At 46.8% G+C, this 17956-nt stretch carries 21 protein-coding genes; 4 read left to right on the top strand and 17 right to left on the bottom strand.

Annotation, left to right across the window (positions count from 1 at the left end; genetic code table 11):
• The first annotated feature begins 7 nt into the window (after positions 1–7).
• Complete coding sequence (locus NG792_RS25750; protein ID WP_261237299.1) at positions 8–568, top strand: DUF6753 family protein; 561 nt, start codon at positions 8–10, stop codon at positions 566–568.
• Here the strand turns inward: NG792_RS25750 and NG792_RS25755 are convergent.
• From NG792_RS25755 to NG792_RS25825, 15 genes are all read right to left on the bottom strand, one after another.
• Complete coding sequence (locus tag NG792_RS25755; RefSeq protein ID WP_261237300.1) at positions 537–734, bottom strand: hypothetical protein; 198 nt, start codon at positions 732–734, stop codon at positions 537–539. The genes NG792_RS25750 and NG792_RS25755 overlap by 32 nt on opposite strands.
• 75 nt (positions 735–809) lie before the next feature.
• A complete protein-coding gene (locus tag NG792_RS25760) occupies positions 810–1058 on the bottom strand; it encodes a hypothetical protein (RefSeq protein ID WP_261237302.1) in 249 nt (82 codons plus the stop codon).
• Positions 1059–1455: 397 nt separating this feature from the next.
• On the bottom strand, positions 1456–2343 hold the full coding sequence (locus tag NG792_RS25765) for a DUF5895 domain-containing protein (protein WP_261237303.1): 888 nt from the start codon (positions 2341–2343) through the stop codon (positions 1456–1458).
• A gap of 79 nt (positions 2344–2422) precedes the next feature.
• Complete coding sequence (locus NG792_RS25770) at positions 2423–2722, bottom strand: hypothetical protein (RefSeq protein WP_261237304.1); 300 nt, start codon at positions 2720–2722, stop codon at positions 2423–2425.
• Between the two features lie 35 nt (positions 2723–2757).
• Positions 2758–2976, bottom strand: coding sequence for a hypothetical protein (locus NG792_RS25775; protein ID WP_261237305.1), 219 nt, complete (start codon positions 2974–2976; stop codon positions 2758–2760).
• 121 nt (positions 2977–3097) lie between these two features.
• The gene (locus NG792_RS25780) at positions 3098–3472 is read right to left on the bottom strand and encodes a hypothetical protein (RefSeq protein ID WP_261237306.1); all 375 of its coding nucleotides are present in this window, start codon (positions 3470–3472) and stop codon (positions 3098–3100) included.
• Positions 3473–3526: 54 nt separating this feature from the next.
• The gene (locus NG792_RS25785) at positions 3527–4444 is read right to left on the bottom strand and encodes a bifunctional DNA primase/polymerase (protein WP_261237307.1); all 918 of its coding nucleotides are present in this window, start codon (positions 4442–4444) and stop codon (positions 3527–3529) included.
• Between the two features lie 13 nt (positions 4445–4457).
• Positions 4458–5021: a hypothetical protein gene (locus tag NG792_RS25790; RefSeq protein WP_261237308.1), complete on the bottom strand. Its 564-nt coding sequence runs from the start codon at positions 5019–5021 to the stop codon at positions 4458–4460.
• 69 nt (positions 5022–5090) lie between these two features.
• Positions 5091–6692 carry an AAA family ATPase gene (locus NG792_RS25795; RefSeq protein ID WP_261237309.1) on the bottom strand — a complete coding sequence of 534 codons (1602 nt, stop codon included), beginning with the start codon at positions 6690–6692 and terminating at the stop codon, positions 5091–5093.
• Positions 6693–6800: 108 nt separating this feature from the next.
• A complete protein-coding gene (locus NG792_RS25800; protein WP_261237310.1) occupies positions 6801–6998 on the bottom strand; it encodes a DUF2997 domain-containing protein in 198 nt (65 codons plus the stop codon).
• A gap of 47 nt (positions 6999–7045) precedes the next feature.
• Positions 7046–7501: a DUF1257 domain-containing protein gene (locus tag NG792_RS25805; protein ID WP_261237311.1), complete on the bottom strand. Its 456-nt coding sequence runs from the start codon at positions 7499–7501 to the stop codon at positions 7046–7048.
• A gap of 290 nt (positions 7502–7791) precedes the next feature.
• Entirely contained in the window at positions 7792–8280 is a 489-nt protein-coding gene (locus tag NG792_RS25810) for a hypothetical protein (protein WP_261237312.1), read from the bottom strand.
• A gap of 87 nt (positions 8281–8367) precedes the next feature.
• Complete coding sequence (locus tag NG792_RS25815; protein ID WP_261237314.1) at positions 8368–8727, bottom strand: single-stranded DNA-binding protein; 360 nt, start codon at positions 8725–8727, stop codon at positions 8368–8370.
• Positions 8728–9498: 771 nt separating this feature from the next.
• Entirely contained in the window at positions 9499–12981 is a 3483-nt protein-coding gene (locus tag NG792_RS25820; RefSeq protein ID WP_261237315.1) for a CHAT domain-containing protein, read from the bottom strand.
• Between the two features lie 99 nt (positions 12982–13080).
• Positions 13081–13323 carry a hypothetical protein gene (locus NG792_RS25825; protein ID WP_261237316.1) on the bottom strand — a complete coding sequence of 81 codons (243 nt, stop codon included), beginning with the start codon at positions 13321–13323 and terminating at the stop codon, positions 13081–13083.
• A gap of 1603 nt (positions 13324–14926) precedes the next feature.
• On the opposite strand from NG792_RS25825, the gene NG792_RS25830 reads away from it, so the two are divergent.
• Together NG792_RS25830 and NG792_RS25835 are read left to right on the top strand one after the other, a co-directional pair.
• Positions 14927–15748: a DUF3370 family protein gene (locus NG792_RS25830; protein WP_261237318.1), complete on the top strand. Its 822-nt coding sequence runs from the start codon at positions 14927–14929 to the stop codon at positions 15746–15748.
• Positions 15749–16208: 460 nt separating this feature from the next.
• Positions 16209–16424 carry a hypothetical protein gene (locus NG792_RS25835; protein ID WP_261237319.1) on the top strand — a complete coding sequence of 72 codons (216 nt, stop codon included), beginning with the start codon at positions 16209–16211 and terminating at the stop codon, positions 16422–16424.
• A 589-nt stretch (positions 16425–17013) separates the two neighbouring features.
• On the opposite strand, the gene NG792_RS25840 is transcribed toward NG792_RS25835, so the two are convergent.
• Entirely contained in the window at positions 17014–17157 is a 144-nt protein-coding gene (locus tag NG792_RS25840; protein WP_261237320.1) for a hypothetical protein, read from the bottom strand.
• A gap of 24 nt (positions 17158–17181) precedes the next feature.
• A complete protein-coding gene (locus NG792_RS25845; RefSeq protein ID WP_261237321.1) occupies positions 17182–17355 on the bottom strand; it encodes a hypothetical protein in 174 nt (57 codons plus the stop codon).
• Between the two features lie 31 nt (positions 17356–17386).
• Between NG792_RS25845 and NG792_RS25850 the strand changes: the two genes are divergently transcribed.
• Entirely contained in the window at positions 17387–17587 is a 201-nt protein-coding gene (locus NG792_RS25850; RefSeq protein ID WP_261237322.1) for a hypothetical protein, read from the top strand.
• The last annotated feature ends 369 nt before the right edge of the window (positions 17588–17956 follow it).

The following is a 17956-nucleotide window of genomic DNA, read 5'->3' on the forward strand; positions in this document are numbered from 1 at the left end:
TAAAAAAATGAATGATAAAGATACTTTAGAAACTGAACAAACACTTGATACAGAAATGTCTTCTTCGACCACAACAACTTCAGAGAGTGAAGTTTTGCTTCAACAATTTAAGGAAGCAGTTTGGGAGCGGGTCAGAGCTTCTGGGGTAAGTGAAGATGACCCGCTGTTTGACATTTTATTTTCAACGGTAAAACTGGAGGTGTTGCTCCAGATTGCACCGGGGGCGTTAGAACGGCAATTTGGGCAGTGGATGGAGGATTCCCGTTCCTGGCTCAAGGAAGTGAAATGTGAAATAGAAGCTTATGAAGATGCCGCGATTCAGGGGCAAAAAAGTGCTATTGCCCGAACCGTGAGGGATTTAGTCCAGGTGAGCGATCGGGCCAACCATCAAAAATTTTTTACAGCGATTGTTCCGGCAGCGGGAGTCGTTCTGGCTTCGATCGGTATTGGTGTAGTTTTGGCATTGGCTGTCCCCCTGTTATGGAATAAGGGGGAGGAGCCAGCTTCAATTTATCTTCAGAGGGAAAGGATAGAGGCTAATGGTAGCGAGAGGCTTCCCAAAAATTAACCATAATATCTTCAGGAGTCGGTTCATAGAGAGGGTCGGGATAAACTAAAGGCGTATCATCTGCTAACTCATCAGAATAATTCTGCCATTGAGTTAGAGTTGGCTGAAAATTTACGGAAAAAATGAAGCCAGGTTGAGTGAGAAGAATGAGTTGAAGTTTTGACATCAGCTATTCAATAAAAACAATAAAAAAAGCCAAAGTTTAAGCAACTTTGGCTTTTTTGAGATTTATGACAACGGACTAGAAAGCATCAACAGCTAAGAAAGCTTGAAAATGCTCTCTAATTCGGCGGGCAACATGACTACTGCATTGTCCCCGCCAATGTTCGGTTGGTTTTCCGCCTATGGCTGAGAGTTTGACGCTAAAGTGGTCAGCACGGTAGAAAACAGGCAAAGTAATTCTTCCGTGGCGGTCTTGACGAGGAATGGGGGTAATGCCAAAACTGCGGAGTTTCTTTTCCAGTTGATTCAATTGAGATATAGGAGTCATACGCAATTTTAAAGTTGGGGTTTAATGAAGAGTGATTTACCAGAATAAAACTCTTCATTAAACCAGGGCGAATGCCCATCTTTTCTGGCAATGAAATTATTTGGTCAAGCAAGTATGAACGTAATTCAAGATAATTTGACTGGCTTTTTCGGGGGAGTTTTCTGGGACATTCCTCGTTAAATACTGAAAAGTAGCAGTTAACGTAGATTGCCGTATCAATACTTTATTTGTAGAAGGATGTTGGCAAAGTAGTAACTGAACGGCATTGGTAATAACCTGAGTTTTAGTTTTTAATGACTGTTGATGGTGTAACATACGGCAATAAATTATGGCTAAAAAACAAGAGGAGTCAACCATTTAAGTTGACTCCTTCAAGGATTAACTACCTGGTGCTAGGTTAAAAATGGGAATCAGAGGGACTGGAATTACCCTCTGACGAAGAGAGGTTGATTGACGACTCTTCTACGCCAGTTAAAGCCGGTTGTGTTGCATCAGGAATTAACAAAGGAGATGAAGGTTCTAATCCTTCCCAGACTGCCTCTTTGATAGGAGAAAATCCGACAAAATAATTACGCCAGTTTTGTAGGGTAGGAATTTCATGCTGGATAACTTTGCAGGCAAAGGATTTTTGTTTGTCTCCGGCTAGATCCCGACGGACGGTAAACGAAAAGACTCCTAAACAGCGAAAGGCTGAATTTTTGGGGCGAGCTGGAATCTGATTGACAATAGCATGACAAGTTTCCAATTCATGACAAAATTCTTGCCAATGAATTGCAAAAGTTGCTTGGTTTGCTCCAGTCGCTCGATACATTAAGGGAACTTGGTGCAAGGGTTGGTTATTGACGTCCAGCAGATAAACTTGGAAATACTGCAAATTTCCATAGTTTACCTCGGTTTTCATGTTAGGGGTATAACGGCCTAGAATAACAGGACCATTCTGTGATTCTTGGGTAAGTTTACGGTCAAAAGCCAAAACTGGACTTTTGGGGCAAACTAACATCCGAGGGGAAGCAATTAAAATGCCTTCTTCTTGCTTCCCTGATGATTCAAAGGGGTAAGTAATCAGTTGATCTGACTTGAAATCAAGCCACCCCGCTAAAGCCATTTGGTCCACACTGACAAAATAGCCACACAAATTTTCTGAAGGGCCTCTTAAGGCTTGAATCCGGGGAAGTTTAGCATTAGGGTCTACATAAATTGGGTTAGCAAATTCATCCCGAATCGATTGAGCTTCGGGATAATTTGTTCGGTTAGCATTAGGATCGGGAAGATTTGAGGAATTCATAGAATGGATAGGCTTTGAGTTCAACAAGTTAGGCGCATTAGCGCTTTAAAATGTAATAAAGTTTTTTGACCAATAACATTTACTTTTCTCCCAAAAATTCTGAACAAATTGGCTGCATAGGTGGACTCCAAGACTCTAATAAATTGGGGTCTAACTTGGCATGATTTTGTTGAGGTTTAGGTTCCGTAAGTTTTTGTTTACAATTTTGAGCCAGTTGGATTAGTTCATCAATGGTATTTAAAGTAGATGAGTTAAACATTAACTCAATAGATTCTCCGGCTTCACTGAAAATTATGACGATACAATCGTTGTGGACGGTAAAGGCATGAACTTGAGTGAAAGGGGAAATGGTCACGCGATAGTCAGTTTTGATGTTCATGATAAAATTCAGAGTAAAATTTGCTCAGGAATGGATTAAAATCGCTCCAAATCAAAGTAACCTAGATGATAATAGTCCCATTCTTCCGTTAGAAGTTGGTCTAAATATTCAACCTCTTCTACTTCAGATTCTTTGAACTGTTCATCGGTTGATAGAATCCGTGGGGGTGATATTTCCTGGAGGGCGGTAGACTTTAAGGGATGGGGTAAGCCAACCGCATGGGTAGGCTCAACATTCAGCTTAGGGTTTGTCATTTTAGGTAAAATACTCCATTAGAAAAGTCGGGAAAGCTGAGTTAAGTGTTAACTTTCAGCTTTCCTGATGTTTTTGCTCAAAGGGATAGGGGCGTTAAGGACGGCTCAACCTGGTCAACTTCTAATAGGCACGAGTTCGAGAATTTTGAGGGAACTGGGTAGATGTAGAGGAAGTAAAAGGGACTGATTCCGTTGATTCACTGGGACGTTCAACGGAAGACAGGTTCGTTGAAAGTGGATTTACAGCGGAGGAATTTGGCGAGGAACTGGGGGAGATAGATTTTGTTAAATTTTCAGGTAAATCTACTCCCATTTCCTTAAGTTTGACTTGAATTAAAGCCAATCGTTGTTCTTGACTGAGGGAGGGTACAGTTTGACACAATTCGTCATCTTGTAATTCCATCCAAGCCTGAATTACTGCTTGGTTTCGTGCGTTTTTAAGTTGAGAGATTGCTTGTCTACGAAGGGTTTCGATGGGGTGACGTTTGCTTGGCATATAGGTTTTCAACAATGTTCAGCAAAACTCGGCGTAGCCGCTTCAGCTAAAAAGTTAAAAGCGACCCGCATACCAATAAAGACTGCCGACTGTGAGAGAATGGGGGTGAAAACCTTTCCATTTGTAGGTACATTCACCGGGTTTATACTTAAAAGATTGTTGACTCCAGGAATCCCAAGCTCCCAGTAAATCAGGATGAATGGCTTTGAGGGTCAGCCCGATTTTAATCCAGTCATGATAGCTGTCGGCGAACCTAGGATGAATCGCTTGAAGTACCGTATTCACCCAGTTTAAATGGGATGGAACAGCAGGTAGTAAAGTGGCTTTGGGATAGACTCGCTGATAGCGGGGATGAATGGGGGAACGATGGAGTTGAGGGGTGGGATGGGTTTGATTTAAGAAGTTGAGCAACCTTCGGGGAATCGGCGCAACCTGGGTTTCGGCGGGGGACAAATTGCACAACCAATGGTAAGCGCCGGTGAGAGGATGGGGGCTAGGAGGCAGCACAGATTGGTGTCCGATTCCTCGGATTTCTAAGATTTCTGAGGATGCGGTGCGGATTTTTTGCGATCGCACCACTTGATTGGGAGCCAGCTTAAGTAAATACTGTGCTCTGAAAGGCAACCCCGAACTAAAGGCCACAGTGGGGGGGAGTTCTTGATTGCCACAGAGTTCATAGAGTTTTGCCTGGGCCGATTCTCCATCAACATCAACAGCAATCAAAAATTCCTCGGGATTCGGTCCGGTCAATAACCCAAATCCTTGGGGCCGGATAAAGTAGGGTTTGAGCTGGCGATCGTTGATGGGAACGGCACCATATTGCAGGAGGTTTTCCTGAAATTGCTGGGACCTTAACGGATGCTGCTGCCATTGATAGCCAAGGGGCCTCTTACAATGGGAGGTCGGAACAAGCGGCCAATGGGCTGGCAGCATTTGCAGCCCATTGAGCAATTGCGTTAGATCAGAAGACATGATGCAGAAGTAACTAATCCCAGATCATAAATTGGGTACGAAGGTCGGTACTGCCCTGTTTATCGGGTTTAGAGGAAATGACCCTTGGGAACTGATTACGAATTTCGTCTAAGCTCGGAGGGGGCGAAAATGGTAATTCCAGCCGGGTATCAACCAAGGGGTAATTAATATTTTCCAGGTAAGTTTTTCCATCAAAACCATAGGGTAAATTTAAGGCTTCAAAGTCGTACATAAACCAGGTATTTCCAGTACGAGAGTTTTGCTCATCCAAGGTAATCCGCGTGGTTACTGTATTGAGAGGAGCTTTTAAGTTTTGACGATAGTCTAAGAAAGACCGGAGGGCGTTAGAATTGCCGCTTGAAAGGAGAGCATAAGACCAATCTAAGTTTGAATCTAAAAAGCACAAACCAATCCACTCTTGCTGAAGCATATTGGAAAAAGGTCGCCCTAGGATAGGCGGGGTTGCGTATAAGATGATGGCATCTAAATGTTGCTCATTGATAGGTTGGATTTGTCGTTCTACTTCACGGTAAATGACGCCCTGGGAGCGATTAAATCGATAGTGCTGAATTCTCATGGCAATTAATGACTTTAAAGAATTAAAACCCGAGCATTGATGGGGTTGTTCAAGCTCGGGTATAAGTGTCTACCACTCAATATGTCGAGAGTTTTGAGTAATAGAAGAAGATTCGGTTGAGGGATTTGCCCAAAGGGTTTGGGAAGAAGCGGCCCAATTGCGTAGATCAAGCAATTCTTGATTTCTACCGCCCCATTGGGGACGACGTCCGCGCAATTTATTGAGCAAGGCTCCAACATCTACCTGCCCAGGATGCTTTTCTACCCAAGCGGTTGTGGCACATTCTGAGACAACCCCATTGATTTCGGCTCCCGTATAAGATTCAGATTCAGCAGCCAGCAACTCGACTGCCTCGGTGGGGAGTGAAATACTGAATTTTTCCAGCAAAGCCTGCCAAATTTCAAGGCGGGCGTTAACATCGGGGATATCGACAAAGAAACATTGAAATCGCCGCAACTGTTCAGCGGTTAGATTCCAAGGCCGGTTCGCGGTGGCAACTAAAATTACATCGCTTTGGTGTTCTTGTAACCAGGTCAGGAGAAAGGCGATCGTCCTGGCAGAGGTGCCGCCATCATTTTCTCCATTAGAGTTTGCCAATTGTTTGTCAATTTCATCAGCCCAGAGGATGCAAGGCGCACAGGCTTCAGCGATTTCTAGCAATCCTCGGAGGTTCGCTTCACTACCTCCGAGGTGTTTGTTCATCAACCGGCCCATGTCCAGTTGGAGCAAGGGGATATTCCATTGTTGCGCCAGGGTCTTGGCAAACAAACTTTTGCCCGTTCCCGCAGGCCCTACTACCAACACCCCCTTAGTGAGGTGTAAATTGTATTGCGATCGCCCCACGGGGTCAAGTAAAAGGGGCAACTGTGAGTCCGCCCAAGTTTGGACCGCACTCAGCCCCCGCACTGCTACATCTGGCGGATTGCCGAAAATGATACCCGAACTCGCCAAGCGCTGCACTTTTAATGTTTTGACCTGTTCGAGCGCATCGGAGGTAAAGCTAAACTGTTGAAGGGCTACTAACTGTAAAATATCTTCGATTGCTTCACTGGTTAAACCTTGGCAGGTACGGATTAATTGTTGCCATTCGCTAGAGGTAAGTGAAATAGGAAATTCCACCCCAGCTAATCTGGCGCTTTGTGCTAAAGATTGCATTTTTTTATCAATTAAAGCACTAATTTCACCGGAGTTAGGAAGAGGATTGGGGAGCAGCCAAACTAGGTCTTGAAAATGTGCCGGAATGTTGCCGGTCCCATCTAAAATAAAGAGTCGATGATGGGAACGTTTTAGTTGGTAAAAGCAATCAATTGCCAATCGGATAAAATCAGGACGAGCTTCGGGACTTTCAATGAACCTCCAAATATCTTTAGCAATAATCAAAGTAGGATGATTTAGCTCCAGCTTAGATTCGAGATGATGGAAAAATGTTAGAACGGGATGGGCTTGTGGGTTAACTTCAAGGGGAGCCTCTGTCCGGGGTTCCCCATTTAGTTCCAAAGATGTAAATTGACGAGCTGCATCCCATTGCCAAGCTCTATCAAAATAAGACTTTTTTTGCAGAGTTTGGACAATCTCATGGATAATAAGTCCTTCATCAGCGCTGGGGCTTTTAATGAGAAGGGTTGCCATTCCTGCTCTAGCAAAGTTTTGGAGTTGGTTGGGGTCAATCATGATAAATCAGTGAAGGTCTAAGTGTTAATTGACTACAAATCTTTTTCACAAGTCAAAGCACCCTCAAAAAACTAGGTTTAAGAGGGCACTTTTTGATAGAGTTAGAGTTTAGAATTCGATATTTACAACGGGGTCAGTTGAGTTCTTATCTTCAAAATATTCCGGTTTGAGTGTTTGGTGGACTAAAGTGCCATTACTTACCAGGGGTTGAGTTAACTCAGTACAGGCACTGCCCGTAGCATTTTCTACCTCAACTTTCATTGGTTGGTTGGGAGTGATTGTTACTTTGATAATAGGTTGCGGCATGATAAATTGAGAGATAACTTGGACTGGATGAGCTTGATTTGGGAAAATTAGGCCGTTATTTCAGCGTAAGGATCTAATTTTTGGGTAATCGTCACGGTATAAGACCCATTTTCATAAATAGGTTCACCAATATCGAAAGACGACTGATTGTACAAAACGGGCAGCATCTCCAATTGATATGCAACGGTCAACTGAGCTTGGAAATTTTCTAAGTTTTGGAAGTTTTTCTTCAGCGTAGAATGGTTGAATTCATAGGAGTCTGCCACGATTTTGTAACACGCGGATTCTGGCTCCCACTGAAATCCTAAGTCTGCTTGACAGGGACTATCTTCACTGATAGTCTGACGACGCAGGATAATTTCTGCTTCTGCATAATCACCCCAGGTATTAACCAATTCGGTCGCCTGGTCGTAGACTTCGGGGGTAAGCCCTAATCGTTCTAAAGCCCGTTTCAGCGCTAATTTGTTGGTAAAAGAGGATTGAATTTGGGAGAAGTGGGACATATTTGATGTACCTTTGTAGGAATTTTCATCTTATCCCCGCGTTAGCGGTTTTTATAATATAAAAAAATAGGTTTTTGGATGTTAGAAAAAATTTTATTATGACAAATATAAAATACTTTTTAAACAAAATTTATTAGATTAACTTTTAAATACTTGCGGGTATTACAATCATTGATTGAAATACTTTTTGCAGCATTGTAATGTAACCCTATTATTCAAAACCTAAAAAAAACAAAGTACACTAAACTAAAGTAATAGTTCAGTGTACTTTGTTTTAGATTAAGAAGGGTTTAGAATGGGATGAGTTCTTCGTCATCCACGGGGGAATGACCATTAGATGGAGCGGTTGCTAAGCCTACAGGTTGTTGCGTCGGCTGAGGTTGGCGATGAGAAGCTGCTGGGGCATGGGCAACGCGAGGTTGAGTAGTCGGCGCAGTAGTAGATTGAATGGTCGGGGGAGATACTTCGAGGGAGACCGAGTTCCCTTGGCGGAGGATTTGAGATTCTTCGACGTGGAAGTTCGCCACCTTGTCCTTGTGGGTTTGGCGGTCTACCGAGAATATATTGAGTTCTCCGATGGCGACAACAACTCCATTAATACCTGCTTGGGCAATGGTTTGTGCAGGTTCACCATAAGCGGTGAATGCCAACGGATAAATTTGTGTTTGTTTGCCGTCAAAGAATTGAAACGAACTGAAACCCATCACCTGGATGTTGCCATCAGAGGTATGACCAACTTGGATGGAATCGAGCCGTAATTTGAAGGAAAAGATATTCATATGGAAAATCTCCTAATTCAATTGTTCACAAAAAAAGCGCGACCGCGCCAACAGGCCCGACCGCGCTCATCAAGATGTAAAGTAAATTTAGAAGTCGTTAGGGTTGGAAGTAGAAGAATTGTCGGAATCTGAATCAGCAGGTTTGCTTCCAAGGAGTTCTAAGCGACGGCCTTTTATGACAGGTCGAGAACGGACTTCACCCGTATTGGGGTCGGTCCATTCATCCAACTTTAAAGAGCCAGAAATGCCGACAGTCGAGCCTTTTCTCACATAGTTGCCAGCTACTTCGGCAGTTTTCCCCCAGAGTTCGATGGCAAACCAATTGGGTTGGTCTGAGCGTGAGTTTCGGTTGACAGCTATCGAAAATTTGGCAAGAACTCGCCCGGACTCAAAATAGCGAAGTTCGGGGTTTTGGCCGACTCGTCCGACAATGTGAGCAGTATTCATAAGGTCAATTCCTTATTTAATTGTGTTCATAGCAATGGCGCGTCCGCGCCCCAACTAAGTAATGGAATTTGCTATGAAAGATAAAGGACGACTTACGCTATCGTTAATTAGGGCGGTTTCATTCTCTAAAATTTTGCCCGCGCCAAAACCCGCAACGGAAGAAAATTGGATCTGGTTTTTTGTGGGGCAGCACCCTTAATCTCAAGAGAAAGATGGCCCTTTCCTTCGGGGCGATCGGTTAGCCAATACTAAACTGGAAAAGAGTGGCCCCGTCGTTTGAGGCGATCGGTCAACTGCCACCAAGACCTACCACTGAGGCGATCGGTCAACTGCCACCAAGACCTACCACTGAGATGCTCAATAGGTCCTTTTGGCGATGAAGAAGATGGCCCCGTCGTTTGCGGCGAGGCGATCACTCAGCCCATACCTAACTGGAAAGAATGGGTCTTTCCTTTGAGGCGATCGCATCAGCCCGTACCAAGACCTACCCCCGGACTGAAGGCAGACCAATCTTATGGGTTTAGGAAAGGAGGGTCCTTTTCTTCAGGGCAATCGGTCAACTGCCGCCAAGCTGATCGCCTGAGAGAATCACAATCACAACTGGCCCCCAAATGCAAACCAAGTGGTCCTATTTTCCTGGAGAAGAATGGCCTATTCTTCGGGGTGTTCGGTCAGCCACTAAACGAGTAGTGGACTGAAGGCAGGTAACCTATGATAGTTCTGAAGTGGAGGCGATCGCACCCACCGCCATTTATTAGGCATTATTGTTGATTATTTCCATTCCCCCTGCAAGGTAAACCCGGCCCAATAATAGGGAGACTGCCACTGCTGTGTTTGCGACATCTCCAACTGTGCTTGTCGTAATGCTTGGGCTGGGGTGAGGTTTTGGGAGAGCATTCTTCCGTAAAACTTCGACATCAATACCGCTGTTGCTTCATCATCCACGCTCCATAGTGACACCACCAAACGCGGTACACCGGCATACATAAATCCGCGAGTCAATCCGACCAAACCCTCGCCGCGAATGGAGCCTCCCAGTCCGGTTTGACAGGCAGAAAGTACCACCAAGTCGGCATTTAACGTGAGGTTAAAAATGTCATGTAGGCGCAGAAAACCATCTTGAGTATTTCCCTGGGAATCTACTAAAGAAAGAACTATTCCGGATAATTCGGGATTGACGCTATTGAGAAAGCCGTGAGTGGCAAAATGCACCAGGCGGTATTGATTCAGTTCGTCGCTGGTGACGGTTTGACGGTTGGCATCAAAATCAAAGGCTTTCAGTCTTTCGGCATCGGGAATTAAAGATAGAATGGCTTCAGCTTCATTGCGAGTAAACTTGAGCCGCGCCAGGGTGCCGCTCACCCCGATATCTGCCGAGGAGCGCGTCACGACTACATCAGTTTGTGCCGCAATGGTTTCTCCGCTGCCGGGGATGCGTTCGTCTTGGGTGCTGAAGACAGGATCCGCAAAAATTGCCAAGGTCTTAGGTGCAACTGAGCGATCGCCAATTTGTTCGCGCAATGCCGCCATAGAGGAGGAACTGGGGAGCGCAATCACCTCATGCTCAATCATTAACGGTTGATAATCGGCCATTGTCGGGTGAGAAAGTGCCGCAAAGGGAACGTAATGTAACGCACCATCGCCAACAATGAGTAATCGCTTATTACCCAGAAGTTCGGCAACAGGAGCCAGAACCATCTGACTGAGATTTGCTGCCGTTTTGGCAATCCTTGGGGGACTATATCTTTGAGTTGGTGCAGTCATTGAATCGCGAAACTCTCGTGCTGCCTTCTCAATTTCAGCGCGAGGGGGTAACTCGTAGGCGGTTAAACTATCGGGAGTTACCGCCCAAAGAAAACTGCGGTTTTCTCCGAGAGAATATTGTAACAGCAAAGTATTTTCATCCAGAACCTGCTGCTGAATTTGTTCAGCAGTCAGGGGTTGTGGTTGAGTTAGGGCAGCATATCGGGGTGAAGTTTGGCGGATGGATGCTTTCACTGCATCCAATTCGCGCAATAAATTCTCCAGTTCTTGTTTGAGTGCCGTTGCTTGTTCGTCAGTATATTCTACAGAAACTAACTCGATTTGACGAGCAGCCATGACATTGATGCGCTGCTGTAAATAGCTTTCTTTTTCGCGCAGTTCGGGGTCAACACCTGCGCGGATATCGGCATTGGCTTCAGCGAGAATTTCCAACAAAGTGCGGGCACGGGCGCGTTCACTAACATTAAGGGCTTGTTTGTGATATTCTTTCCCTGGGTTTTGCTGATGCAATTGCATCAGCAAGTCGGTGTAAAATTCGTAATAGGATTGGTTTTGAGCGAAGTAAGATTGGCGGAGCTTTTCACTCTTGATTTGAGTGCGGAGGTCTTCGACAATATTAATAGCTGCTTCAATGTCGGTTTGGGCTGCTGTTAGGTTATTTTGCTGATGGTTTAAGATAGCCCGATTGTACAGAATGTTGGCTTCTTGAGTCTTAGCACCGAGTTGTTGGGATAAAGATAAGGCTTCGCTGTAAGATTCTTGCGCGGCTGAGTCTTGACCCAAAGCCACTTGAATCCTGCCGATTTCATTGAGAATGGTTGCTTGTTGAAGGTTATCGTTGAGGTGTCGGGAGATAATCAGGGATTGGTTGTAAGCATTCAGGGCAGTTTGCCATTGTTGGGAGGCGATGTAGGTGCGACCAATGCCACTTAAGGCAGCAGCTTCGGCGTGGAGATTGCCGGCGGGTCGGGAGATAATCAGGACTTTGGTGTAGGAATCAAGCGCGTTTTCCCCTTGTTTTAAAGTCGTATAGACATCGCCAATATTATTGAAAGTCGTGGCTGCACCGCCTTGATCATTTAATTGATAGAACAGGGGCAGGGCTTGGTTATAGTAAGCCAGGGCAGTTTGCGGGTCGGCTAAATTATTGTACAGTTGCCCCAGACTGTTGAAAATTTCAGCTTCTTGTGCTTTGACTCCCGCTTGTTGGGACAGGGATAAAGCTTGGGTGTAGGAGTCGATTGCGCTTTGAAATTGGCCGAAATTTGCGTAAAGATTGCCAATATAAAATAATGCTGCGGCTGCTTTGGTGAAGTTTCCCGATTGCTGATAGAGTTGGCGAGATTCTTCTAATTTTTGAATGGCCTGTTGTCTGGATTCGATAGTTCCTTGGTTAGAGAGTTGGATGCCTTGTAGAAAGGCTATCTCAAGAGCCGATGTTTGTATTGCTAATGATATGTCCCAGAGGCGGGCAGTGTTATCCCAACTAGCAGTGAGAATTTGACCGCCATCGGGGCTGAAGGTGGCACTTCTGACACTCCCCTCATGCCCCCGGAAGACAGCGATGAGATTGCCAGAGGTATCCCACAAGCGGGCGGTGTCATCCCAACTAGCAGTGAGGATTTGACCGCCATCGGGGCTGAAGGTGGCACTGTTGACAAAACTCTCATGCCCCCGGAAGACAGCGATGAGATTGCCAGAGGTATCCCACAAGCGGGCGGTGTTATCCCAACTAGCAGTGAGGATTTGACCACCATCAGGGCTGAAGGTGGCACTCTCGACACCACGCTTATGCCCCCGGAAGACAGCGATGAGATTGCCAGAGGTATCCCACAAGCGGGCGATGTTATCCTCACTAGCCGTGAGGATTTGACTACCATCGGGGCTGAAGGTAGCACTGTTGACAAAACTCTCATGCCCCCGGAAGATGGCAATGAGATTGCCAGAGGTATCCCACAGGCGGGCAGTGTTATCCGAACTAGCCGTGAGGATTTGACCGCCATCAGGGCTGAAGGTGGCACTTCTGACAATCCCCTCATGCCCCCGGAATACAGCGAGGAGATTGCCAGAGGTATCCCACAAGCGGGCGGTGTTATCCTCACTAGCCGTGAGGATTTGGCTGCCATTAGGGCTGAAGGTGGCACTTCTGACACTCCCCTCATGCCCCCGGAACAGGGCGATGAGATTGCCCGATCTATCCCACAAGCGGGCGGTGTTATCCCAACTAGCCGTGAGGATTTGACTGCCATCGGGGCTGAAGGTGGCATTGTTGACCAAATCCTCATGTCCCAAGAACACCGCCAGTTGTCCCGCAAATGCTTGCACGGGTTGAGCATTTCCCGAATCAGTGGCGTTTTCTGGGGTGGGTGTCTGAGAGGGTGACTCTATCCTCGGTTGAGCGCTGATGGGGATGGCGGTTGCGCTGGCGAAAATCGCGCTGATGAGGACGGCGAGGGAGGGGTGGACTTTTCGGCTATTCTTTCGGCGCATGGTTGTTGTTTGAATGGTTAATAGAGAATAAGAGAAGAGTGCATGACCATCTGGGGGAAATGACAGACAAGCAGTTAAGGGAGGTAATGACAACCTCAATCAAAAACCCAACTCAGAATTCGCATTGGGTTCGCAACGGTCTGCGGGTATGCGATCGCCCTGAGCACTACCCTGGGCACTACTCGAATTCTGAGCAACCCAACTTTCTCCAATCCCGGTTGATTCTGATAACTTATCCATCTTCTGCGCTAAACTCATCTGGGCAACACTTGAGCCTAGTAGCAGAGTTGCGGCTATAGCCAATCCTGGACGACATAGAAATAACAACCCTTGACGCACCATTGTTTTGCTTCCTGATTTGTGAATTGGTTGAGTGATTAGTTGAACGTTAAAACTTAAATTGGAAGGGGCCGATTGCTTTTGTTTCTCTTTGTAATCTTGGGTGAGTTGGGAGGACCACTGATTTCACTGATTTTCACCGAAGGATTTGATGATTTTGGACTGGACGGGTGGCATTATGGATGGTTTTTTGTGGCAGGTTTTGGGTTGATTGGTTTGGGTTGATTTATCTAATTGGGTTAAGGGTTTCGATACCCTAACATAGGATGAGAGTTGATTTTTGTAAAATGTTATATAGTGAGTCTAAGGTGATCCATTTCTTGATGCTGATAGAGCGACACTCTCGGGATTATACAGAACTTTTCACTGTCCAGTCAGCCAGTACGGAGACCTACCGCCTGACTAAATCCCAGGGACCACTGCCCCAAATCTAAACAACGTAGTCCTATTTGCGATGGAAAAGAATGCCCCATTTGAGGTTAGGGATCACTCAGCAGAAAATGGCTCACAGGACTGAATCCCCAGGACAACGGGTCTCGATAAATCAAAACAGAGTAGTCCTATTTCTAGCCAAAAAGATGGACCCTTTTTTCGGGGCGATCGGCTACTCAGCAGCAAACCGCTCACCTGACTGAAAGCCAACAAACCATCTGGTTTTTGAACAAAAATGGCTCCTTTCTTCGAGGCAATTAGTCACTCAGCACCGAACTGAGCGGGAAATGGCCCATTCCTTTGAGGCGATTGCAAGTAGGCATAGTTGCGCTTACCGGCCAATCAGCACCGAACTGAAAGAGGATGAATCTTTCGTTCGGGGCGATCATTCAGCTATCAAAACGGAACCTAACCCCAGAGACAGTCAGCTACCTGCGAGGGACGTGATATGAACTCAATAAGCGTTTTGATGGGGGTGCTCATTTTTCAAGTGCTCAAAATGAGCACTTGAAATTTGTGGGGCAGTTGGGCAAACAATTTAATCGTTGAACCCATCGCCCTCACCAGGGGCCACCTGCAACCCAGGCTATTTCATTTCTAAAATTTTGCCCGCGCCGAAACCCTAACCGGGAGAAAGTTTGACCCAGGTTTTTGGGGCAGTAGTCTTAATCCCAAGGGAAAATGGCCCTTGATTCAAGGCAATCGGTCAGCCAACAGCGAACTGAAGCCGAAAAAATGGCCTCTTCTTTCTAGGCAGTCGGCTACCCGCGAGGGACTTGACCTGAACTTAATAAGCGCTCTCATGGGGGCGCTCGTTTTTCAAGTGCTCAAAATGAGCACTTGAAAATTGTGGAGCAGTTGGGCAAACAATTTAATCGTTGAACCCATCGCCCTGACCAGAGGCAACCAGCAACCCAGGCTGTTTCATTTTAAAATTTGGCCTTCCCCGAAACCCTAAACGGGAGAAGGTTTGACCCGGGTTTTTGGGGCAGTATCCTTAATTTCAAGGGAAGAATGGCCTCGTCGTTTGCGGCGATTGATTAGCCAGTACCAAACTGGAAAAGAGTGGCCCCGTCGTTTGAGCCGATTTGTCAACTACCACCAAGACCTACCGCTGAGGTGACCGATAGGCCCTATTGGCGATGAAGAAGATGGCCCCGTCGTTTGTGGCGAGGTGATCGGTCAGCCCATACCCAAATGGAAAGAATGGGTCTTTTCCTTTGAGGCGATCGCTTTTCCCACACCAACGCCGGAGGTCTATTTGGCAAATTTAGCGATGCGATCGCCCTTGACGGATGATGGCAAAGAACGCGCACCTACTTTAGCCGAATGGCAACGATTGTTAGAAAATGGTGGGTTTGCAGGGCCGCGAGATACGCCGCCGACTTCTCTGGATCCGAGCAATATCGATGTGGTGTTCGGGCGCGTGGCGGGGGTGGCGCAGGGGTCGCAGTGGCGATCGCATCTCACTGATGACCCGAATTCGGAAACCCTCACAATTCCGCCTCTGGGTCAAGCGTTTGCCTATGCGTTGAGTACGGTACATCGCATTACTTTGGGAACGGGGCAGATACAAAGTGCGCCAATGCTGGCACGGTATCCCGATACGGCCTATTTCGCTCATGCTAATTATGGGATAGAATACGATTTGAGCTTGCCATTGTACAATTCTAGCGAGCGAGCGCAGACGGTGAGGTTAGAGTTTTCGTCACCGTTGAAGGAAAATGAGGATATGGATGCACTGTTATTCTTCAATCCGCGCGATCGGCAAGTGTTCTTTCGCGGGACGATCCGAGTGTGCTATCCCGATGAAAAAGGCGTCACTCAGACGCGCTATCTGCACTTGGTACAGCGACGGGGACAACAGGGAGAACCGTTGTTGACCCTGACTCTACCACCGGGCGATCGGCGTTTGGTTGAGGTGGATTTTCTCTATCCTCCCGATGCGACCCCACCGCAAGTGCTGACGGTGAGAACGGTGGCAAGTCCGAATTAATTGGGGTGGGTTTGAGGCGATCGCTCCCAAATCAAATCCCACACAAGCGGGTAGCGGGAGTGAGGTCACGCCTCGTCTCTGAGCGAGCGAGTCACCCAAGCGACTCGGCGGCTTTAGCCTCCGTCAATATGATAAAATAAAATGGTGAGTAAGAATAACCATCTACGCGATGAATTGTCCTAGTACAGAGAAATCCCCGCAACGAAGAACCGGATGCAATTGGCATAACGACTAGACGAGCAAATAATGGCAGGACAAGGAGCGTACCTATCTGGCTTAGTGATGGAACCCAAAAGCAAAACAATTTGGAAAGTAAGCGCAATTGCAGCATCTTCTTGATAGTTGTTTTGAGCGTCTAGGGGGATACTTGACTATCCCTTTTAAGCAAGTCTTAAAGAATCTGCCTCTTTTTAGAGGGCAGAGTGTCAATATCCCTTTGACATGAGCAGTTACTAAATCTATGAGTTACGCAATTGATTCCGAATCTATTAGAGCTTATCGCAATCTCGTGATGGTTTATGCGAATGACTTATGGCGAGAAAAAGACCCGGAGAAAAGGGTTACTCTGGTTACCTATTTATCCGATGCCGTGACGACTTTGGCGCGAATGGAAATTGAAGAAGCCAAAAAAATTAAAGAGAATTCCCAACAGGCAACCTCTTCCTCTAACTCCTGATTTTATCAGACCGTTATCCGAGGGTGGTGAGGCAAATTGTCACCCCATCCTCAGCAATTCTCATTTGGGAAATTCAACTGCTATTGGGTGGGATGTCTAACTCAAGTCCTTATTGGAGGCGATTGCAAGTAGGCATAGCTGCGAAGACCGCTCAACTGCCACTCAGACTGATCGCCGCAGAGAACCACGATCCCCACTGCCCTCAAACCCAAGAGTCGTCCGATTGGCAATGGAAAAATGGCCCTTTCCTTGGGGGCGATTGCCTACGGCATAGCTGCGCTTACCGCTCAGGCAACACCGATGAGATGGCCTCAGAGCACATCCAGGACAAATGCCTTCAACTCAACTGAGAATGCCCCTATCTTCCCGGGAAAAAATTGCCTATTCTTTGGGGCGATTGCAAGTAGGCATAGCTGCGCTTACCGCTCACCCAGCACCAAACTCAACGGAAAAAGAATATCTGCTCAAGCCCTCTGATGGGGGCGTTCGTTGTTCAAGTGCTCAAAGTGAGCACTTGAAAATTGTGGAGTACCAAATTTCTGGGCCGGGGTGACAAGTTGTTCTACCCGATCGCCCCCCAACTCCCACCTCAACTCACCCGGTTGAATCGGCACTCTGAACTATCCGCACGGGAACTGTCGAAGCTAACATTTATTGGCGATCGCCCAGGGGAAGTTGAAGTTATGCGGTAGCCGATCGCCAGCAAAAACCCTTGCAAATGGGTAGTTTTCATCACAGATTGTCCTACCCGATCCCGTCAGATTTCACCGCATTCTGAGGTAGCGGCACAGGCGATCTCCGTCACTGGAGTTAATGACTCCTGGAACTGTTGCACAGGCGAAAAGCCTACGACATAGCTGAGGCTTCCCGCCACCTCAACATCATGCCGTAACTGCCGCTTCTTTCGAGGCGCTCGACCCGCCAGTGCCAAGACCGACTGCCGGACTGAACGGCCAACACAAGTGGCTCACGAACCCAAGAGTCGTCCTATTGGTGATGAAGAAGATGGCCGTTTCCTTAGAGGCGATCGGTCAATTGTTACCACATGGATCGCCCGGGTGAACCGCTTTCCCCAAGTGGTCGCCAACCGAAGAGTCGTCCTATTGGCAATGAAGAAGATGGCCCGTTCCTCGGAGGCGATCGGTCAATCCGCACCGAACTGAGCAGAAGAGAAGGCACTGCTCCACATTTCAAACCCTGGATTATTGCCAACCCGCTATCGAACCGAAACCTTACCCCAGAGGCAGTCAGCTACCTGCGAGGAACCTTACCTTAGATGAACTCAATAAGCGCTCTGATGGGGCCGCTCATTTTTCAAGTGTTCATTTTGAGCACTTGAAAATTGTGGAGCAGTTGGGCAAACTCTTTAAGACTTGAGCAGATCCCCCATGCCAGAGGCAACCGGCAATCAGGGCTGTTTCATTTCTAAAATTTTGCCTACGCCAAAACCCTGAAGTGGAGAAAGTTTTACCCAGTTTTTGGGGTAGCACCCTTAATTTCAAGAGAAAGATGGCCCTTAATTCCAAGTGATC

The organism is Laspinema olomoucense D3b (assembly GCF_025370785.1).
GTDB classification, from domain to species: Bacteria; Cyanobacteriota; Cyanobacteriia; order Cyanobacteriales; family Laspinemataceae; genus Laspinema; species Laspinema olomoucense.

Bases quoted from the DNA above. Each gene is read 5' to 3' on its own strand.
- NG792_RS25820 (WP_261237315.1), bottom strand. From the start codon at position 12,981: ATGCGCCGAAAGAATAGCCGAAAAGTCCACCCCTCCCTCGCCGTCCTC.
- NG792_RS25755 (WP_261237300.1), bottom strand. From the start codon at position 734: ATGTCAAAACTTCAACTCATTCTTCTCACTCAACCTGGCTTCATTTTT.
- NG792_RS25750 (WP_261237299.1), top strand. From the start codon at position 8: ATGAATGATAAAGATACTTTAGAAACTGAACAAACACTTGATACAGAA.
- NG792_RS25800 (WP_261237310.1), bottom strand. From the start codon at position 6,998: ATGCCGCAACCTATTATCAAAGTAACAATCACTCCCAACCAACCAATG.
- NG792_RS25765 (WP_261237303.1), bottom strand. From the start codon at position 2,343: ATGAATTCCTCAAATCTTCCCGATCCTAATGCTAACCGAACAAATTAT.
- NG792_RS25815 (WP_261237314.1), bottom strand. From the start codon at position 8,727: ATGAATACTGCTCACATTGTCGGACGAGTCGGCCAAAACCCCGAACTT.
- NG792_RS25770 (WP_261237304.1), bottom strand. From the start codon at position 2,722: ATGAACATCAAAACTGACTATCGCGTGACCATTTCCCCTTTCACTCAA.
- NG792_RS25835 (WP_261237319.1), top strand. From the start codon at position 16,209: ATGAGTTACGCAATTGATTCCGAATCTATTAGAGCTTATCGCAATCTC.
- NG792_RS25775 (WP_261237305.1), bottom strand. From the start codon at position 2,976: ATGACAAACCCTAAGCTGAATGTTGAGCCTACCCATGCGGTTGGCTTA.
- NG792_RS25785 (WP_261237307.1), bottom strand. From the start codon at position 4,444: ATGTCTTCTGATCTAACGCAATTGCTCAATGGGCTGCAAATGCTGCCA.
- NG792_RS25760 (WP_261237302.1), bottom strand. From the start codon at position 1,058: ATGACTCCTATATCTCAATTGAATCAACTGGAAAAGAAACTCCGCAGT.
- NG792_RS25810 (WP_261237312.1), bottom strand. From the start codon at position 8,280: ATGAATATCTTTTCCTTCAAATTACGGCTCGATTCCATCCAAGTTGGT.
- NG792_RS25840 (WP_261237320.1), bottom strand. From the start codon at position 17,157: ATGAAAACTACCCATTTGCAAGGGTTTTTGCTGGCGATCGGCTACCGC.
- NG792_RS25780 (WP_261237306.1), bottom strand. From the start codon at position 3,472: ATGCCAAGCAAACGTCACCCCATCGAAACCCTTCGTAGACAAGCAATC.
- NG792_RS25795 (WP_261237309.1), bottom strand. From the start codon at position 6,692: ATGATTGACCCCAACCAACTCCAAAACTTTGCTAGAGCAGGAATGGCA.
- NG792_RS25825 (WP_261237316.1), bottom strand. From the start codon at position 13,323: ATGGTGCGTCAAGGGTTGTTATTTCTATGTCGTCCAGGATTGGCTATA.
- NG792_RS25805 (WP_261237311.1), bottom strand. From the start codon at position 7,501: ATGTCCCACTTCTCCCAAATTCAATCCTCTTTTACCAACAAATTAGCG.
- NG792_RS25790 (WP_261237308.1), bottom strand. From the start codon at position 5,021: ATGAGAATTCAGCACTATCGATTTAATCGCTCCCAGGGCGTCATTTAC.